Origin of the sequence: Granulosicoccus antarcticus IMCC3135 (assembly GCF_002215215.1) — a bacterium.
Lineage (GTDB): Bacteria > Pseudomonadota > Gammaproteobacteria > Granulosicoccales > Granulosicoccaceae > Granulosicoccus > Granulosicoccus antarcticus.
On the sequence record NZ_CP018632.1, the window covers coordinates 4,733,980 to 4,755,478 of the forward strand.

At 52.0% G+C, this 21,499-nt stretch carries 18 protein-coding genes and 2 pseudogenes; 4 read left to right on the top strand and 16 right to left on the bottom strand.

The features are described from left to right. Positions 1-270: 270 nt before the first annotated feature. From IMCC3135_RS34255 to tnpC, 3 genes and pseudogenes are all read right to left on the bottom strand, one after another. Positions 271-390 (bottom strand): annotated as a pseudogene (locus IMCC3135_RS34255) (IS110 family transposase); the annotation flags it as partial. Between the two features lie 225 nt (positions 391-615). Next, entirely contained in the window at positions 616-1,653 is a 1,038-nt protein-coding gene (locus IMCC3135_RS20595; RefSeq protein WP_088921977.1) for an IS110 family RNA-guided transposase, read from the bottom strand. Positions 1,654-1,745: 92 nt separating this feature from the next. Continuing rightward, positions 1,746-3,197 carry an IS66 family transposase gene (gene tnpC, locus IMCC3135_RS20600; RefSeq protein ID WP_088918329.1) on the bottom strand — a complete coding sequence of 484 codons (1,452 nt, stop codon included), beginning with the start codon at positions 3,195-3,197 and terminating at the stop codon, positions 1,746-1,748. Between the two features lie 325 nt (positions 3,198-3,522). Here tnpC and IMCC3135_RS20605 point away from each other — a divergent pair, with 325 nt between their 5' ends. After that, complete coding sequence (locus tag IMCC3135_RS20605) at positions 3,523-4,410, top strand: LysR family transcriptional regulator (RefSeq protein ID WP_088919313.1); 888 nt, start codon at positions 3,523-3,525, stop codon at positions 4,408-4,410. 55 nt (positions 4,411-4,465) lie between these two features. Continuing rightward, positions 4,466-4,855, top strand: a complete 390-nt coding sequence (locus tag IMCC3135_RS35620) for a GFA family protein (protein WP_088921978.1) — start codon at positions 4,466-4,468, stop codon at positions 4,853-4,855. 40 nt (positions 4,856-4,895) lie between these two features. On the opposite strand, the gene IMCC3135_RS20615 is transcribed toward IMCC3135_RS35620, so the two are convergent. From IMCC3135_RS20615 to IMCC3135_RS20660, 12 genes and pseudogenes are all read right to left on the bottom strand, one after another. Further along, a complete protein-coding gene (locus IMCC3135_RS20615) occupies positions 4,896-5,924 on the bottom strand; it encodes a YVTN family beta-propeller repeat protein (protein WP_236994626.1) in 1,029 nt (342 codons plus the stop codon). Positions 5,925-5,956: 32 nt separating this feature from the next. Continuing rightward, a complete protein-coding gene (locus IMCC3135_RS20620) occupies positions 5,957-7,219 on the bottom strand; it encodes an ABC transporter substrate-binding protein (protein WP_205737642.1) in 1,263 nt (420 codons plus the stop codon). Between the two features lie 98 nt (positions 7,220-7,317). Next, positions 7,318-7,488: a hypothetical protein gene (locus tag IMCC3135_RS34260; RefSeq protein ID WP_236994627.1), complete on the bottom strand. Its 171-nt coding sequence runs from the start codon at positions 7,486-7,488 to the stop codon at positions 7,318-7,320. Next, complete coding sequence (locus IMCC3135_RS35625) at positions 7,485-7,655, bottom strand: zinc ribbon domain-containing protein (RefSeq protein ID WP_418251403.1); 171 nt, start codon at positions 7,653-7,655, stop codon at positions 7,485-7,487. The genes IMCC3135_RS34260 and IMCC3135_RS35625 overlap by 4 nt, the downstream gene beginning before the upstream one ends. Before the next feature lie 38 nt (positions 7,656-7,693). Continuing rightward, positions 7,694-8,569: pseudogene (locus tag IMCC3135_RS20625) on the bottom strand (RNA-guided endonuclease InsQ/TnpB family protein); the annotation flags it as partial. Between the two features lie 109 nt (positions 8,570-8,678). After that, on the bottom strand, positions 8,679-9,548 hold the full coding sequence (locus tag IMCC3135_RS20630) for an SMP-30/gluconolactonase/LRE family protein (protein ID WP_088921981.1): 870 nt from the start codon (positions 9,546-9,548) through the stop codon (positions 8,679-8,681). A gap of 64 nt (positions 9,549-9,612) precedes the next feature. After that, positions 9,613-11,013 carry an FGGY-family carbohydrate kinase gene (locus IMCC3135_RS20635; protein ID WP_088919314.1) on the bottom strand — a complete coding sequence of 467 codons (1,401 nt, stop codon included), beginning with the start codon at positions 11,011-11,013 and terminating at the stop codon, positions 9,613-9,615. A gap of 3 nt (positions 11,014-11,016) precedes the next feature. Continuing rightward, on the bottom strand, positions 11,017-12,036 hold the full coding sequence (locus tag IMCC3135_RS20640) for an ABC transporter permease (RefSeq protein WP_088919315.1): 1,020 nt from the start codon (positions 12,034-12,036) through the stop codon (positions 11,017-11,019). Then, positions 12,033-13,010 (bottom strand): ABC transporter permease, encoded by a 978-nt coding sequence (locus tag IMCC3135_RS20645; RefSeq protein ID WP_088919316.1) that lies wholly within the window; start codon positions 13,008-13,010, stop codon positions 12,033-12,035. The genes IMCC3135_RS20640 and IMCC3135_RS20645 overlap by 4 nt, the downstream gene beginning before the upstream one ends. Beyond that, complete coding sequence (locus tag IMCC3135_RS20650) at positions 13,007-14,476, bottom strand: sugar ABC transporter ATP-binding protein (protein ID WP_205737643.1); 1,470 nt, start codon at positions 14,474-14,476, stop codon at positions 13,007-13,009. The genes IMCC3135_RS20645 and IMCC3135_RS20650 overlap by 4 nt, the downstream gene beginning before the upstream one ends. A gap of 183 nt (positions 14,477-14,659) precedes the next feature. Continuing rightward, positions 14,660-15,655 carry a rhamnose ABC transporter substrate-binding protein gene (gene rhaS / locus IMCC3135_RS20655; protein ID WP_088919318.1) on the bottom strand — a complete coding sequence of 332 codons (996 nt, stop codon included), beginning with the start codon at positions 15,653-15,655 and terminating at the stop codon, positions 14,660-14,662. Positions 15,656-15,749: 94 nt separating this feature from the next. Then, positions 15,750-16,571, bottom strand: coding sequence for a DeoR/GlpR family DNA-binding transcription regulator (locus tag IMCC3135_RS20660; protein WP_088919319.1), 822 nt, complete (start codon positions 16,569-16,571; stop codon positions 15,750-15,752). A 171-nt stretch (positions 16,572-16,742) separates the two neighbouring features. Between IMCC3135_RS20660 and IMCC3135_RS20665 the strand changes: the two genes are divergently transcribed. After that, positions 16,743-18,845 (top strand): bifunctional rhamnulose-1-phosphate aldolase/short-chain dehydrogenase, encoded by a 2,103-nt coding sequence (locus tag IMCC3135_RS20665; RefSeq protein ID WP_088919320.1) that lies wholly within the window; start codon positions 16,743-16,745, stop codon positions 18,843-18,845. An 18-nt stretch (positions 18,846-18,863) separates the two neighbouring features. Further along, positions 18,864-20,153, top strand: a complete 1,290-nt coding sequence (gene rhaI / locus IMCC3135_RS20670; RefSeq protein WP_088919321.1) for an L-rhamnose catabolism isomerase — start codon at positions 18,864-18,866, stop codon at positions 20,151-20,153. A gap of 119 nt (positions 20,154-20,272) precedes the next feature. Here the strand turns inward: rhaI and IMCC3135_RS20675 are convergent, their stop codons facing one another. Continuing rightward, entirely contained in the window at positions 20,273-21,490 is a 1,218-nt protein-coding gene (locus IMCC3135_RS20675; RefSeq protein ID WP_088919322.1) for a serine/threonine-protein kinase, read from the bottom strand. Positions 21,491-21,499: the final 9 nt, after the last annotated feature.

Sequence of the window (21,499 nt, forward strand, 5' to 3'; positions counted from 1 at the left end):
TCGGACTTCGGTGGTATAACAAACAAGGCATTCATCATTGATATGTAACTTATGTGGACTCCCCCTGTGTCAACAACAAAATTGCATAAATGAAGAAATAGATGCGTACTTATGTACGAGCTCTCGATTGAGTAGCGAACTCAGGCTCTGTGATATTTACGCGGGACGTGTTTTCAATTCTACTCAACGAGCTCAAGGCTCTTCGTTACTAACTGAGTTAACACGCTGATTTTTATCTTCGTTTTTGCATCTTCATCGTTGGAACGCTTTTTAGACGGCGACAGGATCCGCCTTATATTCGGTACCTTGTGTGAGCATGGCAAATGCCGTCCTCACGTTTTTGTTGGCCAGAGCAACCGCCGCGATTTTCTTGCCTCGTCGCGCGACCAGCTGCTTATGTGGACTCCCCCTGTGTCAACAACAAAATTGCATAAATGAAGAAATAGATGCGTACTTATGTACGAGCTCTCGATTGAGTAGCGAACTCAGGCTCTGTGATATTTACGCGGGACGTGTTTTCAATTCTACTCAACGAGCTCAAGGCTCTTCGTTACTAACTGAGTTAACACGCTGATTTTTATCTTCGTTTTTGCATCTTCATCGTTGGAACGCTTTTTAGACGGCGACAGGATCCGCCTTATATTCGGTACCTTGTGTGAGCATGGCAAATGCCGTCCTCACGTTTTTGTTGGCCAGAGCAACCGCCGCGATTTTCTTGCCTCGTCGCGCGACCAGCTGCTGTATCCACACCTCTTTACTGGTGACCGCTGTTCTTTTGCACACCTGTGCAACGACTGCCATCGCTCCGGTAATAAGCTGGCTCCGCAACAAGCTGTTTTTCACATACCTGCCGATTGAGCCGAGCTTTACCTTGCCTCCCGATGTGTGCTGTATCGGAGTCAATCCGATGCATGCCGAGGCATCCTTACCTTTGCAAAACGAACCCAGGTCCGCGCAGCCCAGTGCTATATACAGGTTCACGGCATTGATTACTCCCACCCCTTCCAGCTTGAGCAGCCGCTTGCAATCTTCATGCTGCTCAACTAATTCCTCCAGGCACCCATCGTATATAGCTATGGATTTGATGATGCTCAGGTGGTGTTGCCAGGCGGTATGCAACGCCTCTCTAAAAGCTGCCGAGAATTCATTCTCCGCATCTTCAAGCACAGATTCTATTACCCCTCCCAATCCACCATTTCTCGCGCTAACACGAATATTAAACTCTAATAATAGTGCTTTTAGCTGATTGCCAGAAGCGGTCTTTTGTTTCACAGATAACTCCCTTAAGCGCAAAATGGTTTGCAACTGCTGTTGCTCAATAGTCTTTCCCTTGATGAAACTTATGTCCGGCAACATGGATGCCTGGACAATCGCCAATGCATCATTCTTATCTGTTTTCTGGTTCTGTCTGATCTTGGATACCAGATCTGCTGATATCAAATGTGCAGCATGGCCAGCCTCCGTGGCCTTCTGTTTCCAGTAATTTGATGTGCCGCAAGCTTCAAATACTACCGTCGTGCTGGAGCTCGTAAATAGCCATTCAAGAAATTCGTGGTGTGTCATTTCGGTGTTCGATTGCACTTTCTTGCTCGCGTAAACACACACTTGAATAACATCTTTTGCCAAATCAACACCAACAATAGTATTCTTCATGCTGGACTCCATTAATGTGAATTGTGTCGGAACGATTACATTAACCCACTTCCTAGAGGAGGTGGGGGAGTCCAATTATCTATTCAGCCGTTTCAGGCGGCCTGAGCTTGTGATTGAATAGTATTGGCTATGAACGAAGGCAACTGCCCATCAAAGAGCATGTTCAGCGCATCAGTTGCTGAAACTCCATTTTTGCGGCACGTCGATAGGTAGCCGCGAATTCGACACGATATCAAGGCACCGTCCATCGAACGGAAACATCCTGATATTTTTTGCTGCACCTTGGTCATCCGTATGTCGTTCTCACCCTGGTTGTTGGTGAACGGCACTATCGCATCACTCATGAATCGCAACACGTCATCTTCGTAGTTGATCAGACGCTCGAGCAAATTTCGTGACTTGCTGCGCTTGAGGCGGCCACGGGTACCACTTCGACGATTGTCTATCGGTGGAGGACATTCGATCTGTGCTTTTTTCGTTATCCGACGATATCTGGCGTACCAACGAGTCGCCTCATCTAAATCCAACTTACCTTGAGCCTTGTTGACCGCTGTATTGAGTTCTATCAGGTATTGACGCATCGTTCTTGCCCACGCTTGCTTATCCTGCTCCCAGGCACGCTGCAGTTCGCGTAGGTGGTGTGCGTTACAAAGAGAATGGAGACAAAAAAGATATGTGTAATAGGGCTTCCAGTGGTCATGACATAGCACGCCGGTGAAGTGTGGAAGAATGTCGATCTGATCCATCGCTTCAGTGCCACGGCGTTCGTGCGGGTAATAGTAGGTAAATTGTAGGTTCGAGGTGCAGTGCAACCAATGACGCTTGCCATTAATGTTGATGCCCGTTTCATCCACGTGAAGTAAGGTACTGTTCGTGAGCTGATACTTGACCCAACTTTCATATTCTTCCAGCTTGTCAAACGCTTTACGATTGAAGTTATGGATCGTCCCGGCACTAAGCGGCATTAGAAATTGATCAGCAAACTGTTCGTGTACTCGCTCATAGGGAATGAGCTGTTTCTGAGACAGATAGACTGCCTGAACTTTTACCGTATTGCCGTATTGAGCTCTGGCAACCACTCCTTCGGGGAATGGTGCGGTGTACTGATATCCATCACTACCTTCAAGAATCTGGGCGCGGTACTCGGTGACGACAGCGCAGATCTTGATATCAAAAACCTGTCGTGACTCATAGCCCACTTCTTTGTACTCGACTCCTGTGGGAATCGTGCGCTTATCGATTTTGATGGGCACAATTTCATCTGGTTCAGCCACCGGTTCCAGGGTGCACCCCTTATGACCTTTTTGTCCACCGGGCTTGCGTTTGCCTCTGGGCGGCCTCGCTTTCTTGTCGCGATTCGGATCTTGTGAAGGTGGGATGCTGCTAGTGCTGCTGTTAAGAGTGACACGGTTGAGCAGCAGGCCAACCAACAGAAGCAACACCTCCAAAGAGGATCTGAGCGCAGGTGATAGATCCTTCTCATTTTTCAGAGATAGCTTGACCGACTCGATGGTCGATTCAACGTCAATATCCTGAATTTTCACTGTGACAACCCAAACATTTCAGAGCTGCTCTCATAGCCACGTTTTGTCTATGAGGAGCATAGACGTCATTGAGAAAACTGCCAGAAAAATAGCACCACTGTGCAATCTTGAGGCACCGTGGAAAATGAATGCGCATACAGGCTTACAGATGCAGGGCCAGCGGTATTGCTCTCGACCAAGTACTAATCAAGTGTGCAAATCTATCGCGGCAACGACAAATACGGCTGAATAGTTACATTGATATATCCTTTTCGCAGTGAAAACAGATAGTCGTGGCTAGAACATCGGTTGCCTACCCTTCATAAATGGATCCTCCTATCCGCAAATGAATGAACCTTCTCTAGACGATCTACGCCTGTTCCTGGTAGTGGCCAGCGAGGGCAGCCTGAGTGCCGCCGCAAAGCGCCTGTCGGCAAGTACTGCCACGCTCTCGCGCCGTATCAACCAGCTGGAACAGCAAACGGGTCGATCACTCTTCCATCGTCAACCCAGCGGCTACGAGCTAACCGCCGATGGAGCCTCGCTACGTGAACGCGTTTTGCAGCTGGACGCGGTGCGCGCAGAACTTGCCGACTGGCTTGCAGAACCTACCCGCCGGCCCATGGTTAGACTCTCTGCCGGTACATGGACCTGCAACTTGCTTGTAGAGCATATCTCGCAGCTGCACCAGAAAGATGACGCTTTCGGACTGGTATTCGTATCCACAGAAGAACGGCTCAGCATTGCGCACCGCGAGGTTGATATCGGTCTGCGTAACACCCGACCTGACGATCCGCATCTGGTCACGCGACGCATTGGCGAGGTGTGCTACGCAAGCTACGCCGCGACGGACAGGGAATTGGCTGATGGTGAAGAGCAACGCTGGCCGTGGCTTCTAGTCGCACCCGATTGCGCCCATACACGCAGTGCTCATTGGATGGTAGAGCATCGACTCTCCCAGGCAGTGCTACAGGTTACCGCCTCGCGCACCCTGCTCGATCTGACGGTCGCCGGCGCTGGCGTGACTGTTCTACCGTGTTTCGTTGGTGATCGATTACCAAGCCTGCGCCGTGTCGGCCCTCTCATCGATGAGCTGACTGAATCGCAGTGGCTCGTGATGCACAGCGAAACCCGGCATCGCCCTGCAGTGCGTACCGTGATCGAAAGAATAGGCATAATGATCAGTAATTACGCGGATCTATACAGTGGCAAATGCCAGCGTGAGCCAATCTGAAGCCGTTACACGATAGCGGCGGATATCCATAAGCAGACAACGGAAGGTATTGATTTTGATCGAGGGCAGCTGCTTGTGCGGCCAGGTGAGTTACGAAATATCCGGAGAGCTTGGTGAGATAGTGCATTGTCATTGCGTGACTTGTCGCAAGGCACATGGCGCTGCTTTTTCCAGTGTTGCAGCCGTGCAAGATGCAGATTTCAGGCTTAACGGCGAAAGTGCTCTCAGTTGCTTCGAATCATCGAAAGGCAAACATCGTTATTTTTGCTCTGGCTGCGGTACTCAGATCTATGCAAAACGCGAGAATACAAAGCATATTATTCTTCGACTGGGATCACTTGATTCAAATACAGTGACGCAGGAAAGGAGTCATATCTGGGTCTCTGAGAAAGCCGATTGGTATTCGATACACAACGAGCTACCAGAATACCCCGAGGCTGAGTAATACGCCTCAGGGCACAACCCAGAGAGAATGCCGCTTCGTCTTAACCGGGAATATTCTCCTTGGGCAATATGGCAATACCCCAGGGGTAACGACCAACCTTGATTGTCTTCACCGCTTTGCGACTGGCAACATCGACCATCGTTACGTCACCCGACACACCATTGGTTGTGTAAAGCATGTCCTGCTCGGGGGTTAATGCCATGTGCCAGACACGTCGACCTACCAGTATGTAATCCACCACTTCAAGTGTCTTGCGATCCACCACCGCCACATGATTTGAAGGCCCTAATGCGATGAACGCCGTCTTTCCATCGTCGGTCAGCTCCATCCCCACCGGTTGAATCTGGTCTCGTGAGACTCCGGGAATCGAAAAGCTGATTTTCTTTTTGATCTCCTTTGTTTCTGTATCAATGACAGCGACGGTGCCTCCGATCTCCGACGACACCCACAGCTCCTTGTCATCGGATGAGAACTCTGCATCTCTTGGCCGTTGATCCACCAGGGTGTTGGCCACGATAGTCTGTGTTTCCGTGTCGATCCAGTGAGTCATATTGGATGTTTCGGAGGTAACGATGGCATATTTGCCATCATGACTCACGGCCATGCCTTCAGGCTCCACACCCACATCGATTTGTGAAACCACCGTACGAGTTTCAATATCCACTACGGTGGCGATTGCATCATCCTCATTAGCGATATACAGATGCCGGTTATCCGGATGCAAGGCGAACTGTTCCGGGTCTTCGCCACTGGGCAGTTCAAAGAGAATCGAATCATCGCTAACATCAATCACCTGTACCGTGTCCGAATCGGAGGCACAGACGAACAACTTGGTGTAGTCGTGACTCAGGATAACGCCACGAGGCCGTTCACCCACATCCAGAGTCTTGATTACTTCATTGGTTTCTGTGTCGATGACTGACACAGTATTGTCTTTTTCATTACTGATATAGGCCCAATGGGCGTTTGCAGTACCAGACATGATGCCTATTGTCAGCCCCAGGGTACCCAGTATCGGGGCTTTGAATTCACGCAAGCTGACGACTCTTTCGTACCATTGCCTGTTCACGGTGTTTTGTCCTCTTAGTGTCAATTTATTAATTAGAGAAAGTCTTTGCATTGGGTTTCTGGTGCATCAAGACCTAAGGTATCCAGTTCGGTTATCGGATGCAGAAAGCCTTCAATGGGTGCGGTAGCGACCATCGCTTGAGGATGTACAAGCTGTACACTCTGGCGCATCTGTCCATTCCAGTTACGAAAGCTGAGCGGTGAACCCTTGAAGCCACCCAGTTCGAATTCGCTGGATAGCAGGTAGCTTCGAATAGCCGAAGGATCCACCGAACCGGTACGGGTAACCGCTTCACCGACACTACGAATGGCAGCCCAGTTACTGTAGTCGCGGGATGTCATGTCGCGCGCAGCCAGCTTCCTGAACCTGGATTGCAACTGCGCAGCCCCCCATTGCTCGATCACTGGCGACCAGGCCACAGGGGTCAGCCCTGCACTACCGGTAACAGGCCGTGGCAGCCAGGTATTATAAAGTATGTATTGTGAAAACTGCTGATCTTCATCAGCAACAATGATGGCATCGTATTGCTTGGCTTGTGTAAAGACAGGCACCTCACTTGAGGCAGTACGGCGCATGTCTGCATCTTCAATCCATTTTTTGCTTTCAACTACTTTCACGCCAAATTTGGTCATTGAGCGTCGTAGCGCATCGGCAAAGGCTTTGTCTTTGTGATTATTGCCTTCAATCAGGAACACCTTGTTCCAGCGTCGTTTGTAGAAAAACTGGATCAAGCCATCGCTGAGCATGGCACGTGAGGGTATGGAGTGCAGCACATTAACCTGGCATTGCTCATTGCGCAGCTCATCATTCATGCTCTGCGCGTTGAAGATCAGATCGTCTGCCGCCTCCGGCAATGCCGCTATGGCTGTCAAATCATTCGCAGGAAGGTTCGCGACAACCAGGTGAGCACCACTAGCCAGTTTGGCTCTGATTTTTTCATTGCGTTCGTCCACAGGCTCATCAGGCTCGAAACTCATGCGCTCCAGCGTGTAGTTCTGACCCAGAAAACGCCCCGTCGTATTGTTATCCTCTATGCCGAGTGCCGCACCCTGCTCGCCCTCATCTTCGGGCCAACTGACCAGATTGGACAATACCGGAGGGTGCTCAATGCGTTGCTCCAGGTACAGGATGTTCACATCCAGCGTGGTTGATTGCGCATTTGCCTGGAGACCAATCGAAGCCAGTCCCATCGCGGCCAGCGTTCTAAAAACAGGTCGGCGGACTGTGCAGACAAAGAGCGATTTCAGGTAGTTCATAGCCAGATAATATAAGTGTTCTTCGTCAGACTTTTTCATGAAGTCAGATAGTGGCTTAAGGTGCACTATTCGGCTATGGGCAATGGGTACCAAGCAGAGATGGGAGAAGGCACAAAGCCTCCTCCACACCGGACTTGTCAGCCGCCTGCCACGCCCTGTGTATTCACATACAGCGAGTAGACGGAGGTGCTGGCCGCCATGAACAGCCGATTACGATGCAAGCCACCAAAGCACAGGTTCGCACAGCGTTCTGGCAGTTGAATTCTCCTCTCCCTGAAGAGAAGAGGATTCTTTTCCTCTTCGCTCATTCGTAGGCTCCTTCTGCAAGGCTCTGAATTCCCAGAGCGGCAATGTTGCGGGCCGCGTTTATATCGCGATCGTGCGAGCTTCCACACTCGACACAGCTCCATTGCCCCTGCGCGGGCCGCTTATTACGAGATCTTTCAGACCTTTCGGTCCGCTGAGTGCACCGCACACAGAACAGGCTCGTGTGGAATATGCCTCGTTCACTTCTTGGTAGATAACCCCTGCGCTAGCGCATTTATATTCCAGGGCTCTCTTGAGGCTAGACCAACCAGCATCCAGTGCTGACTTGGCCATCGTAGTCTTTACCATCGCTTTGGATGAGACGTTTCCGACAAACACCGCCGCACTCTTTTCTACAATCCTTGTAGAAAACTGATGGATTCCATCGCTGCGGCGGTTTCTTATTCTGGCGTGTATCTTCTTTGTCTGACGCTTCTTTCTTGCCCGCTGGGCCGTGGCCAACGCTTTCTCATCCGCTCGATACCAGCGCCCATGCAATACATCTGCCTCACTGGTGGTCGCAGCATCCTTGCACCCCAAGTCAATACCCATGGCGATCTTGCCCGTTGACTTCCTGATCGGTACCTCAACAGCGACGTTGAAATACCACCGACCCCGACTATCCTCACTGAATGATCCAGAGCGAAGCGTGTAGCCTGCCAGTCCGTAGCTATCCCAGACACCGTAAGCTGTACCATTGAAATGTACCTGACCGTTACGCCAGCGGGCGTGACCGGTATTGAAAGGCACCCAACCCAACGAGCGCCGTACTCCCCCGGACCTGCGCCACGCCAGTTTGCGCTTTCTGAACTGGATTCTTGCCTGAACGTAGGAGCCTGCTACTTTCTGCACCGTATGGCTATGCAAACCCAGCTCTTTACTGGCGCCAGTGGTGTATGAGTGAAGATCGAAAACCGAAAGAAAACGGCCCAGTTCGCGAATACTGCGCTCTGACAGCTCGTTGATGTAATTCCAGACGTAATTAACGGCTCGTGCCTGACGGGAAAGCTCAGCGGCATGTTTGTCCTTGACACGCAGTCTCAGCGTGCGCAGTTGTTTCTGATTGGAAGATGCCTGATTCATGCTTCTATCTTAACCGCGTTACACAGGCTAATTCCGTTTATTGCACCAGGAAGCTATAAATATATACAGTATTATCGTTTTCAGCTCTCACATTCGCTAGGACCCCGCCCTAAGCGCAGGCCCGGCTAAACGACGGGGTTTGCCGCTCAGTCTGATCAATCCTGCCAATCAGGACACCTGCCGGATTGAATATATGAACCCCGTCCAGACCGGCTTTACCCATCCCCCAACCGCACCACAGATTGCCATCCATATCGACACGAAAGCCGTCGGGGGTGCCCTCCTTGCCAGCATCAATCAAAACTCGCTGATTGGCCAGTGTCTGTGCATCGACAACGTCAAATTCAAGTATCTGTCGAGGCTCGCCTCGCGACTGCACCACATAGAGTCGAGACTCGTCGGGCGAGAAAGCCAGGCCATTGGGCTGCTTGATGCTATCAGCGACCATGGTCAGTTTGCCCTCTGGAGATAGGCGATAGACATTGGGTGACACCGCCGGCTCGGCTTTCTCGCCCTCGTAGAATCCCAGAATGCCGAAAACCGGATCGGTGAACCAGATTGAACCATCCGAGTGACAGACGACGTCGTTTGGCGAGTTCAGGGCTACGCCCTCGAAAGAATCAGCAAGTACCGTACGATGCCCATCAAGCTCGGTACGGATAACGCGACGTGTCAGGTGTTCACAGCTAATGAGCCGACCATTGCGATCGCGTGTATTACCGTTGGAATTATTACTGGGTGCCCGAAAAACACGTGCTGACTCACTCTGTTCATCCCAGCAATACTGGACATTGCCCGGAACATCGCTCCACACCAGCGTGCCACTCTCACCGATCCAGACCGGCCCTTCACACCAGCGATACCCGGTCGCCAATCGTTCGATTTTAGCCAACGGCAATCGATACTGATCAAATTCCGGTGTGACCGATACGATGGCAGGATCAGGGTAGCGCTGACTGGGGGTCCAGAGGGTGCTCATGCTTTTTTGCAGTGCCTGTGTTGGAATAAGAAGCATGATGCCTCAGCCCCATCGGTAGATTCTTCTACCAGCTGTTATCGGCGTGCTGCATTATCTGCTCACGCCAACGACTTGCGTAATCAATTAACAGCCTGCGCCTGTCAACAGTGGATTCGACCAGAATATTGCTGCTTTCACCCACCGGTCTGGCAATGAGCATCGCAGCACCCGCACTAGTGCCTGTCATGGACGTGCTAAGCGTCACAGCCCTGCCAGAAGCTGCAGCCAGCATTTGCGCAAACACACTATTATGGGCCATGGGGCCCTCTACGTGAGTCATGCCCTGAGCACCGATCAAGTTCAGACACTGCTCACTCATCAACGCCAGATACAAGCCGACCGCACAAACGCGCTCAGCATCACTCAGCAAGGCATGATGACCCAACCAGCACCCCCTGTGTTGCGGATAAGGCCCGGTCCCTTCGACGTGAGATGGCATGACAAACACGCCTTTTTGCATGAGCTGAACAATGAGCCCGTCTACATCCTTGTCATTCAGCGACTTGGTGTTGCATGACTTCAACAACTCATCATGTTCACGCCCTCCCATAAATCGAGCGGAAGGCACAGCAGCGCCCTTTGCATTGACGTTCAATAGTGAATCACGATGCTCATTCAGCACAACCTCATGTCCACCTATCGCCATGGCGATGACCCAAGTGCCCGTGGACAGCACTGAAAACGGATTTTCCCCCTCACCAAGATACGGCACCAGTGACGCATTGGAATCGTGAATACCCACATGGACAGGCAGGTGCATTGGCAAACCCGTACGTTTTGATATAGCGTCATGAAGCGGCGCGGCGAAATGCCCTGAATTGGCAACAGGCGGCATACGAGCCTGCCAGTCGGTGCGTGCCAACAAGGATGAAACAACGCGCTTGGTCGGTCTGTAGAGATCCGTATGACAGCCCAGGGAAGTTGCATCGTTAAGCCTGGCACCGCTTAACCAGTGAACCCAATACTGTGGCCAGGTGAGTATGGTACTCACCGTATCGAATGCCTCAGGGAACCTTTGTTGCTGCCAATACAGCTGGGCGCCCAGATTCAGCCCACCGGGCAAGGCCGGTGAACCGGTTTCAGCAAACGCGGGACGTATCCGTTCATATTCATCACGCAACTGGTCCACGCCGCTAAATTCATAGTCCATGACCGGCAGAGCCAGCTCACCCTTCGAATCTATCAATGCACCCGTTGCACCATGGGTCGCTACCATCAACGCATCCACATCCCCACTGCTGGCCAGCTTGGCCAGGCTGTCAACCAGAAAAGCTTCGATATGCGCATGGTCAATATGCGGATAGGGTCCGCTATCAACGACTCTGGCAGGTGTGGTGAACACATGCAATTCCCGACTGCTATCGGTATCAACCAGAGCCACTTTGGAGTTGCTCTTACCCAGATCTATAACCGCTACCCTGGCCATGATCTAGTGAGCCCCGGCGCGCCGCAGACGATTGCTCGTTCGGCGCAGGATAATGGGCAGTGCAATAACACCGATGAGCAGCAAACCGACAAAAATCGACATGACGATGCCCGGCACATTGAGCAATCCCAGGCCGAAGGTAACCATTCCCATAACCAACGCTGCAATGAAAACGCCCAGTATGCTGCCGGAGCCACCCAGGATACTGACACCCCCCAACACAACCATGGTGACAATCTCAAGCTCCCAACCCACGGCAATGGAAGGCCGTGTAGAGCCCAGTCGCGAGGTCAGACAGACCGCTGCAATACCTGCCATCAACCCGGTCAGCAAGAACAGAATGAACTTCACGCGCGGGACACGAATTCCTGAAAACAGAGCGGCCGTCGGATTGTTTCCGATAGCCACTGTTGCGCGGCCAAAGGAGGTTCGATGCAACAACACATAAAATACAATAGCTGCGAGCAGAAACAACACCATCTCGAAGGTGATAACCCACCAGACATAACCTTGACCAAAAAAGGTGAAAGACTCCGGATAGCCAGAATAGGACTTGTCTCCCAGCACGATAAAAGCCAAGCCTCTGAACAAGGACAGGGTTCCGATCGTAATCACGATGGAAGGCAGACCCAGAACCGCAACCAGAAACCCGTTGAACGCACCACACAGGACACCGACACCAATGCCGACGGCGACCAGAGTTGGTGTATCAGCACCCATTTGAACGGCAAACCCCATGGCCGTCGAGGACAAGGCAATGATCGAAGCTACCGACAAATCGATCTCACCGGCGATGATCAGCATGGCCATGGCAAAGGCGATCATCGCTTTTTCGGTAAAGTTGAAGGTAGCATCCGACAGATTCCACGGATCCAGAAAGTACGGGGATGCTTGCGTATTGAGAAAGAAAATCAATATGCCTACAGCCAGTAACAAGGTCTCCCAGCTGGAGAAGATTCTACGCAGTGCACTGCTACCGCGATCTGGCATGGAATACTGCGACTTTACCGTTGCCTCTTTCATGCTTTCTGCGCCGATTTAAGTATGATTCGACCCGGCTTGCGTTCTGCACGGGCGTTGAAGATGATGGCCACGATAATGGCCGAGCCGGAGATAGCCATCTGCCAGAACGGAGAGATGTCGATCACAGGCAAGGCATTCTTGATAACCCCCAGAAACAGAGCACCCAGCACCGCACCCAGTACCGTTCCCATTCCGCCTGAGATGGATATGCCACCGATCACACACGCTGCCACGATATCCAGCTCAAAGCCTCCGGCGATATCCACATAGGCAACCGCGTAGCGTGAAACCCACAAATAGCCTGCCAGGCCGGAAACAGCCCCGGAAATGACAAAGGCCATAAAGCGTGTCTTACCCACATCTATACCCGTGTAGACCGCTGCATTCGGGTTACCTCCCACCGCGTAAAAGGCTCGACCCAGAGCAGTGCGTCGCATGAGGAGCGCCACGATGGCAATGATGGCAATGGCAAACCAGGACAACATCGGTAATCCCAGCACAACCGTGCGCGGCAAATCCTTGAACGCTGCGCTCATTTCATGGGCGTTGACCCACTGCCCTTGCGAGACCAGAAAAATCATGCCCCTGAAAATGGTGAGAGTACCCAGGGTCACCACAATAGGCGGTATGTCCAGCTTCCAGACCAGCAATCCATTGAGGCTGCCCAGAAGCGCACCCACCATGACCGACATCAGCAGCAGCACCGGCATCGGTATACCAGGCAGCGCCGAGTTGAGCATTGCACACAACATACCCACCAAAGCCAGGTTGGATGCCATGGACAGATCGATGCACCGCGTCAGAATGACAATCATCTGCCCTAATGCCAGAATGATCAATATCGAGGTGTCGTTGAAAACTGACAACAACATCGCTGGTCGTATGAAGGCTGGGAAGCGAAGATAGACAAGCCCGATGATCAGTATCAACGCACCGGCCAGAATCAGATCACGAGATATGCGTAAAGACTTCATGCTGCCTCCTCTTCTATACCCGCCGCCGCACGTACCAGTGCTTCCGGCGTTGCCTGTTCACGATCAAACTCAGCCACTCGCCGGCCCTCGCGCATCACGATGATTCTGTCGGACATCCCCATGACCTCGGGTATTTCCGAGGACACCATGATGACCGCCAGCCCCCTGGCGGCCAGCTCACGCATAAAGCTGTGTACAGCGGCCTTTGAACCGATGTCGATACCTTTTGTCGGCTCATCCAGAATGATGACCTTGGGCTGGGTCGCCAGCCACTTGGCGATAACCACTTTCTGCTGATTACCACCGGACAACTGGCCGACCGGTTGATCCAGTGCCGCCGCCTTGAGCTCCAGACGCTGAGTGTACTCACGCGCCAACTCATACTCTCTGGCGACTCGGACAAAGCCGCGTTTTGCAGTACTTTTCAATGACGGCAACGCGACGTTCTGCACAATGGGCAGTCCGGTGAAAGCACCTTGCCCGCCTCTATCTTCAGGTACGTAGACGACACCTTCTCGAATGGCATCCGCCGGGCTCTGCAATTTCACGGTACGCCCATCCAGAGTAAGCGTGCCTTCACTGATACGCGTTGTGCCAAACAAGGCCTGCATGCACTCACTGCGACCCGCCCCCACCAGACCGTAGAACCCTAAAATTTCTCCTCGGCGTAATGAAAAACTGATGTCAGCAAATTCGGTGGGGTGAGTAAACCCTTCAACCTGCATGACCTGCTCACCCAGCTCACTGATTCGTGGTGGGAAAACGCTCTCCACGGATCGACCGACCATCATCTCGACCAGCTCGCTGGGGTGGGTATCGCAAATTTTACCCTCGCCCGCCATCGAACCATCACGAAATACAGTGTATCGATCAGCAATCCGGAAAATTTCATCGAACTTGTGACTGATGAACAGAATGGCCTTGCCATCGGCTTTCAACAGATCTACCAGAACGTAAAGCTCTTCAATTTCCTTGTGCGACAAAGCCGCCGTTGGCTCATCCATGATCACGACTCGCGCATCGACGGATAACGCACGTGCAATCGCGACCTGGTGTTTGCTTGCGATACCCAGTTCTCGCAAGGTGGTTTGCGGATCGAGATGGGCCCCGACCTTTTCCAGCAGTGCTTGCGCCTGAGCATTTATCTGCTTCCAGTCAACCAGCCCCCAACGGTTGCGAGGTGCATGCCCAATGAATATATTCTCGGCAACTGACAGGTCATCAAACAGCACGGTTTCCTGGTGAATAGCGGTAATGCCCGCCTTAGTCGCTGCATGTGGATTCGCCAGCACGCTCGCCTGCCCATCAATGCGTATGACACCGCCATCAGGCTGATAGATGCCCGTGAGTATTTTGACCACGGTTGATTTGCCCGCCCCGTTCTCACCAACGAGTGCCGTGACTTCTCCCGCATGCAGATTCAACGACACCTCAGAGAGTGCTTTGACTCCGGGAAACAGTTTCACGATTCCATCGAGGGATAGAACTGGCGGGGGGGCGTACTTGTAGATTCCGAATTCAATTCGTGACTCTCGACAGTTATGGGTAAGGAGTATCAGAAACTATCTGATATAAAAGGATCCAGGCAGTGCTGCCAAAGACATGCACAGCACTACCCGTCCGTTCAAACTGCAGCGATGCAGACCGTCTTAGAAGATATCCTTGAAATCATTGACGTTAGAGGCGTCATACACGAACGGATCCGCCATGGCGCCTGCACGATCATCATCCAGCGTCACGTTACCCAAGCGACCCATACCAATTTCGCTACCCGCCTCGGCCACCGCTTCACCCTTGACCAGGTTGTAGGCGATCATGGTTGCCGCATAACCCAGATCAATCGGATTCCAGATAGCAAAGGACTTGCTGGCACCGGATTCGACATGTGCGGCCATTTCCGAAGGCAGGCCCAGGCCCGTGACATTGACCTCGCCAGCCTTGCCAGCATCAGAAACTGCCTGTGCTGCAGCAACAATGCCTACCGATGTCGGTGAAATAATGGCTTTGAGGTTCGGATACGAAGACATAAGACCTTGTGCCTCACGATAGCTCTTGTCTGACAGGTCATCTCCGTAAACCGTTGTCACCACATCAATGCCTGGATAGTTATCCATAACCTTGTTCATCTCGTCTATCCAGACGTTCTGGTTGGTCGAGGTGGCCGTGGCCGAAAGAATGGCCACCTCACCACCTTCGGGTAGATGATCGGCTGCCAACTTGATGATCATGTTGCCGATCAAGGGACTGGAAGAAGGGTTCAAGTGCATCATGCGACCCTCTGGTGCGACGCCCGAGTCCCAGGACACGACAGTGATGCCGCGAGCCATGGCCTTTTTCAAGGCAGGTACCACGGCATCCTGATCATTGGCCGAAATGGCGATCGCATCCACCTTCTGGGCGATCAGGGAGTTGATCACTTCAATCTGACCTTCTGCTGTCGTATCCGTCGGACCGGTATAGATGATCTCGACCCCGCCCATCTCAGCCGCTGCCTCTTCGGCACCCTTGGCAGCCGCTTCGAAGAAACCGATACCCAGTGCCTTGACGACCAATGCAATGCGCATGTCATCTGCCTGGGCCGGACTGGCGCATATTCCCAGGCTTATAGCGCCCGCAGCCAGTATTTTGGAAAATGGTGTTTTCATGTTATTCCTGCCGTGGTTGTCGTTATGGTGTTTTTATGGTTACTACTGGTTTTTCCAGTTACTACTGTTGAGCCAAATCGCTTCGGCCGTCTACCTATCCAGCGTCCGACAAAGTATCGTCCGCCAGGGAATTTGAGCTACTCTTGAGAGTGGCCACGATCACGCGAACATCTGCGTTTTCCAGCATATTCACAGTGGCGTCATCGATTCTTTCATCAGTAATCAGGACATCGATGCGCTCAAGGGAACAGATCAGCTGACTGGAGCGACGTTTGAATTTGCTGGCATCGGCCAGAACCACCAGCTCATCCGTCTGAGCCATCAACTTCAGCTCACTCTGTATCACCAAAGGATCCGACTCCATCAGCCCCATCCTGCCGACGCTATGCACACCCATGAACATCCGGTGCGCATAAAAATTCTTGGTCACATCATTTTCGAACGGACTGAGAATGATGTTCTGCTCACGATAAATAGTGCCCCCTGGCATCGTTATCTGATTTTTGGAGTTATGCAGCAGGTGCTCGGCAATGGGGAATGAGTTGGTACAGATCTGTAACCGCCTGCTGGTCAACAGGTGCACCATCTGAAAGGTACTTGTTCCCCCACTGATGATCAGAGCTTCCCCATCAACACACAACGCGGCTGCCTCACGGGCGATGGCGCGTTTCTCTACAACATTGATTGATTGGTTGACACTGAATGGTCGACCTGCCAGTCCTGTCTGAGCCGGAGGTAATAGTGCTTCTGCTCCGCCTCGAACCCGCTTGAGCTTCTTTTCCAGATGCAATGACGCGATATCACGCCTTATGGTCGCCTCGGATGAATCCGTCAGTTCGACCAACTCTGCCACTGTGGCAACCGGCCTTTCTTGTATGACAGACAAAATGATCTTCTGTCGCTCTCGTTCATGCATATATTTGCTCCTGAATCACAACACATGATACCTACGAGCTCATAAGTGTCAATCATTTTCAATCACAACCGATCATATTTTCATTAATTCGATCATTTTTACCAATTCTTGATTGACTAAGATCGTTTTTGACGACATTATTCTCATTCGTCAAATTCAGGAATCGTTCTCATGAGCAGTCGTCACACATCTGGTTTATTGCAAAGTCAATGGAACGAGCCACATGCAGCCACTATGGATGAGCCCGGCAGATTGCTGTATCGCTCTAACTTGTTGGGCGCAGACAAACGCATCACCAACTACGGGGGTGGCAACACCTCAGCCAAGGTCATGACCGCAGACCCCTTGTCAGGCGATGAGGTTGAAGTGTTATGGGTCAAGGGCTCTGGTGGCGATGTAGGCACGATGGCTCTGGATGGCTTTGCCACGCTGTATCAAAGCAAACTGAATGCGTTGAAGGATTTGTATCGTGGCGAAGCACATGAGGACGAGATGGTCGCCTACCTGCCTCATTGCACATTCAATCTCAATACGCGCGCAGCTTCCATTGACACGCCTCTGCACGCCTATGTTCCCAAAACTCATGTCGATCATATGCACCCCGATGCCATTATTGCCATCGCCGCTGCAGCTGACAGCCAAAAGTTGACTCAGTCTATCTTCGGCGACGACATTGGCTGGTTGCCGTGGAAACGCCCAGGCTACGAATTGGGCTTGTGGCTCGAGAAGTTCTGCCTGGAAAACCCCAAGGCTCGTGGTGTCATTCTGGGCAGCCATGGTCTGTTTACCTGGGCTGATTCGGCTGCGGAATGCTATGCGGTGACGCTTGATATAATCAACAAGGCCATCGTCTGGCTAGATGAACAGACTGCAGACAGCGCAGCATTTGGTGGCTCTGAGTGTCAGGTGCTCTCTGCCGAAGAACGTCAGTCTGTTGCCTCGAAACTCATGCCCGAAATTCGTGGACTCATCAGCACAGATGAATACAAGATTGGCCATTTTGACGACAGCGATACCGTGCTTGAATTTGTCTGCTCCAAACAGCTGACATCCCTGGCGGCACTGGGTACAAGTTGCCCGGATCACTTTCTTCGAACCAAGATACGGCCATTGATTGTCGGCTTTGATGCTCATAAACCTGACATCGAGAACACAAAGGAACAACTACCGCAGGCGATTGAAAGCTATCGTCAGGAATACGCTGCCTACTATGACCGATGCAAACACGCTGATAGCCCTGCCATGCGAGATCCAAATGCGGTGGTCTACCTGATACCCGGTGTCGGCATGATCACCTTCGCAAAAGACAAAGCGACTGCAAGAATATCCGGTGAGTTCTATACCAACGCCATCAACGTCATGCGAGGCTCTTCTGCCGTTTCCACCTACCAGGGATTGCCCGAGCAGGAAGCCTTTGACATTGAGTACTGGTTGTTGGAAGAGGCCAAATTACAGCGTATGCCCAAGCCCAAGAGCCTGGCTGGACGCATTGCTCTGGTGACCGGAGGGGCCGGTGGTATCGGTTCAGCCACAGCGGAAAGATTCCTGAGGGAAGGCGCCTGTGTCGTCCTGGCAGATATCGACAAGGAGCTGCTTGAGCAGAGTTGTGCACACCTGTCAGAGCGATATGGCTCAGATGTTGTGCGCCAGGTGCTGATGGATGTGACCAGTGAGACGCAGGTAGCCGATGCATTTTCTAAAACCGCGAATCAATACGGTGGTATTGACATACTCGTCTCCAATGCCGGCATCGCCACCTCGGCAGCTGTCGAGGACACCAGCCTGGCATTGTGGAACAAAAATATGGATGTCCTGTCGACCGGCTACTTTCTGGTCTCCCGGGAGAGTTTTCGTCTGATGCGCCGCCAGAACATGGGCGGTGCCGTTGTCTTTATCGCCTCCAAGAATGCACTGGCAGCCTCCCCGGGTGCTTCAGCCTATTGCACAGCCAAGGCTGCAGAAGTACACCTTGCTCGCTGTCTTGCCCTGGAAGGTGCAGGCGCAGGCATCCGTGTCAACGTAGTCAACCCTGATGCCGTCCTGCAAGGCTCCAAGATCTGGTCTGGCGACTGGCTGAAGCAACGTGCCGATGCCTACGGCAAAGACAGTTCGGACCTACAAGCTCATTACCGTGAACGTTCATTGCTCAAACGCGATGTTCTGCCCGAAGATATCGCCGAAGCCAGCTATTTTCTCGCCAGCGATGCATCGCTGAAATCCACCGGCAATATCATCAATGTCGATGCCGGCAACGTGCAGTCTTTCACTCGATAACGGCGGAGCATCAAGAATATGAACCCATTGATCGATGCAGCTTTGCTGGCTGATGAAAACAGCAAACTCAGTGCTGATCTGGATACCGACTATGCCGCGCTGGGTGAACAACTCCAGCGCCAGGGCCACGACATAGACCAGTTATGCAATACAGCAGCCCAGTTCGGTATCGCCATACCCTCGTGGGGTGTGGGCACCGGTGGCACACGCTTCGCACGTTTTCCGGGACCCGGCGAGCCTCGCCATGTATTCGACAAGCTGGAGGATTGCGGCGTTATCCAACAACTGTGTCGCGCGACTCCCAAAGTCTCATTGCATATTCCGTGGGATGACGAAAACCCCACCGAGATGAAAGACAAGGCACAGTCGCTGGGCTTGAGTTTTGATGCCATGAACTCGAATACCTTTCAGGACCAACCTGACCAGAAACATTCCTACAAATACGGCTCCTTGTCGCATACCGATGCAGCTACACGGGCTCAAGCGGTCGAGCATAATCTGCGCTGCATCGAAATAGGTGAGGCGATCGGTTCTGATGCACTGACTGTATGGGTCGGTGATGGTTCGAACTTTCCGGGACAAACCCATATGGGTCGGCAGCTGGATCGCTACCTGGATGGCATGCGCCAGGTGTATGCAGGGCTACCTTCTCACTGGCGTCTGTTCACTGAACACAAGATGTACGAACCTGCCTTCTACTCCACTGTCGTGCAGGATTGGGGCAGCAATTACCTGATTGCCAAGGAGCTGGGACCACAAGCCTCCTGCCTGGTTGATCTGGGACACCATGCCCCCAATGTGAATATAGAAATGATCGTGTCTCGTCTGGCTCATTTTGGAAAATTAGGTGGCTTCCACTTCAACGATTCCAAATATGGAGATGACGATCTGGACTCCGGTTCCATTGATCCTTATCGATTGTTCCTTGTCTTCAATGAGTTGGTGGACATTGAGCAGCGTCAACCAGAGTCATTCAATCCAGCCTATATGCTGGATCAATCACATAATGTCACCGACCCTATCGAAAGCCTCATGAGCAGTGCTCTGGAAGTTCAACGAGCCTATGTGCAGGCCTTGTTGGTAGATCGTGAAGCCCTGGCGTTCCATCAGGAAAACAATGATGCACTGATGGCCAGTGAAACACTCAAGCGGGCTTTCCGGACTAACGTAGAGCCCCTGCTTCAGCGTGCCCGTCAAAACATGGGAGGGGCTATCAACCCCGTAGCAGCGTATCGTGAAGCCGGCTACCGGTCCAAGGTGGCAAAACTACGACCCGCAGTCAGTGGCGCAGGTGGTGGCATAGTCTGACAAGAAAACCTTTAGAAAACCTGAAACAAGACGGCACTTGCCTCTGCAGCCAGCAGGTGCCGTTTCAGCAACTGAACCGAAGCTAACTACTCGCCGTCGCCTACAAACGACGGTCATGATCAGTTACCACTCGACTTCTTTATCTCATCCCTGCGCTGGCGCGCCAATGGGTGATCTGGATCTTCTCGCAGTATGGTTTCATAAAGCTCCAGAGCGTTAGAGCCTGGAGGTTCAGTCAGCTCATTGGAGACCTCGTGCATTTGGGCCAGTTTCAGCAGTCGCTGGATTTTAGGTGAATCTTCACTGAGCTCAGGTACCTCAACGGCTAACGGCTCCACAGGTGACGGCTCTGCGGGTAGCGTCTCGTCCAACTCCGGTTTGCCAATTGAAAGAGCTGTTTCTGGTACCGCATTACCATTCTTATCGATGAACGACCACCCGGCACCCAATGCAATAACAAGTGCTATCAGTGCACCACCGAGCCACAGCTTTTTTGTGCCTGTATTCTCTGGTTCTGGTGATACAGCAAGCAGTGCATTCATATCTGCCAGAACGGCATGGTGATCCTGATACCGATCATCAGGCTCTTTTGCCATAAGGCGCGATATCAATGGCTGATAAGCACTCTCGCTATCTGGCAACAGTGGGATGGGGTCATTGACGTGTTGTAGCATCAACCCCATTGGATCAGTGGATTTATAAGGCCGCTCTCCACTGAGCATTTCAAAAAGCAGAACACCAATACTGTAAAGATCAGACCTGCCATCTATTTCTGCAAGCCCTTTGGCCTGCTCAGGGCTCATGTAGGCAGCAGTTCCAATAGCCGCACCCGCCACTGTTAGCTGTGTTTTCTCGTTAAGTGATTTCGCGATACCGAAGTCAGCGAGCATCGCACGACCTGATTCGTTGAACAAGATATTGGCTGGTTTGACGTCACGATGGATTACACCACTTTCGTGCGCATAACCAAGTGCATCAACAATCGGTAGTAATATTTCAAGCGGATGGTTGTAGGGATTTCCAGAATCAAGAATGTCCCTCAGGTTGGGGCCTGAGAGGTATTGCATAGCGATATAGTACATATCTCCTATGCAACCCACATCATAGATATGAATAATATTGGGATGGTTGTCAAGATTGGCGCATGTTCGCGCCTCTTTTAAAAATCGTTTGCAGAAATCATCATCATCTGCCAACTTTGCGTCCATGATCTTGAGCGCAACATTGATCTGCAGGCTTATGTGTTGAGCCAGATAAACCTTTGCAAACCCACCCTCACCAAGCAATTTGTTTTCATCAATGATGTAGCCTGGTATCGATGGGGTTTCAGTAAGCATATTGCAAAC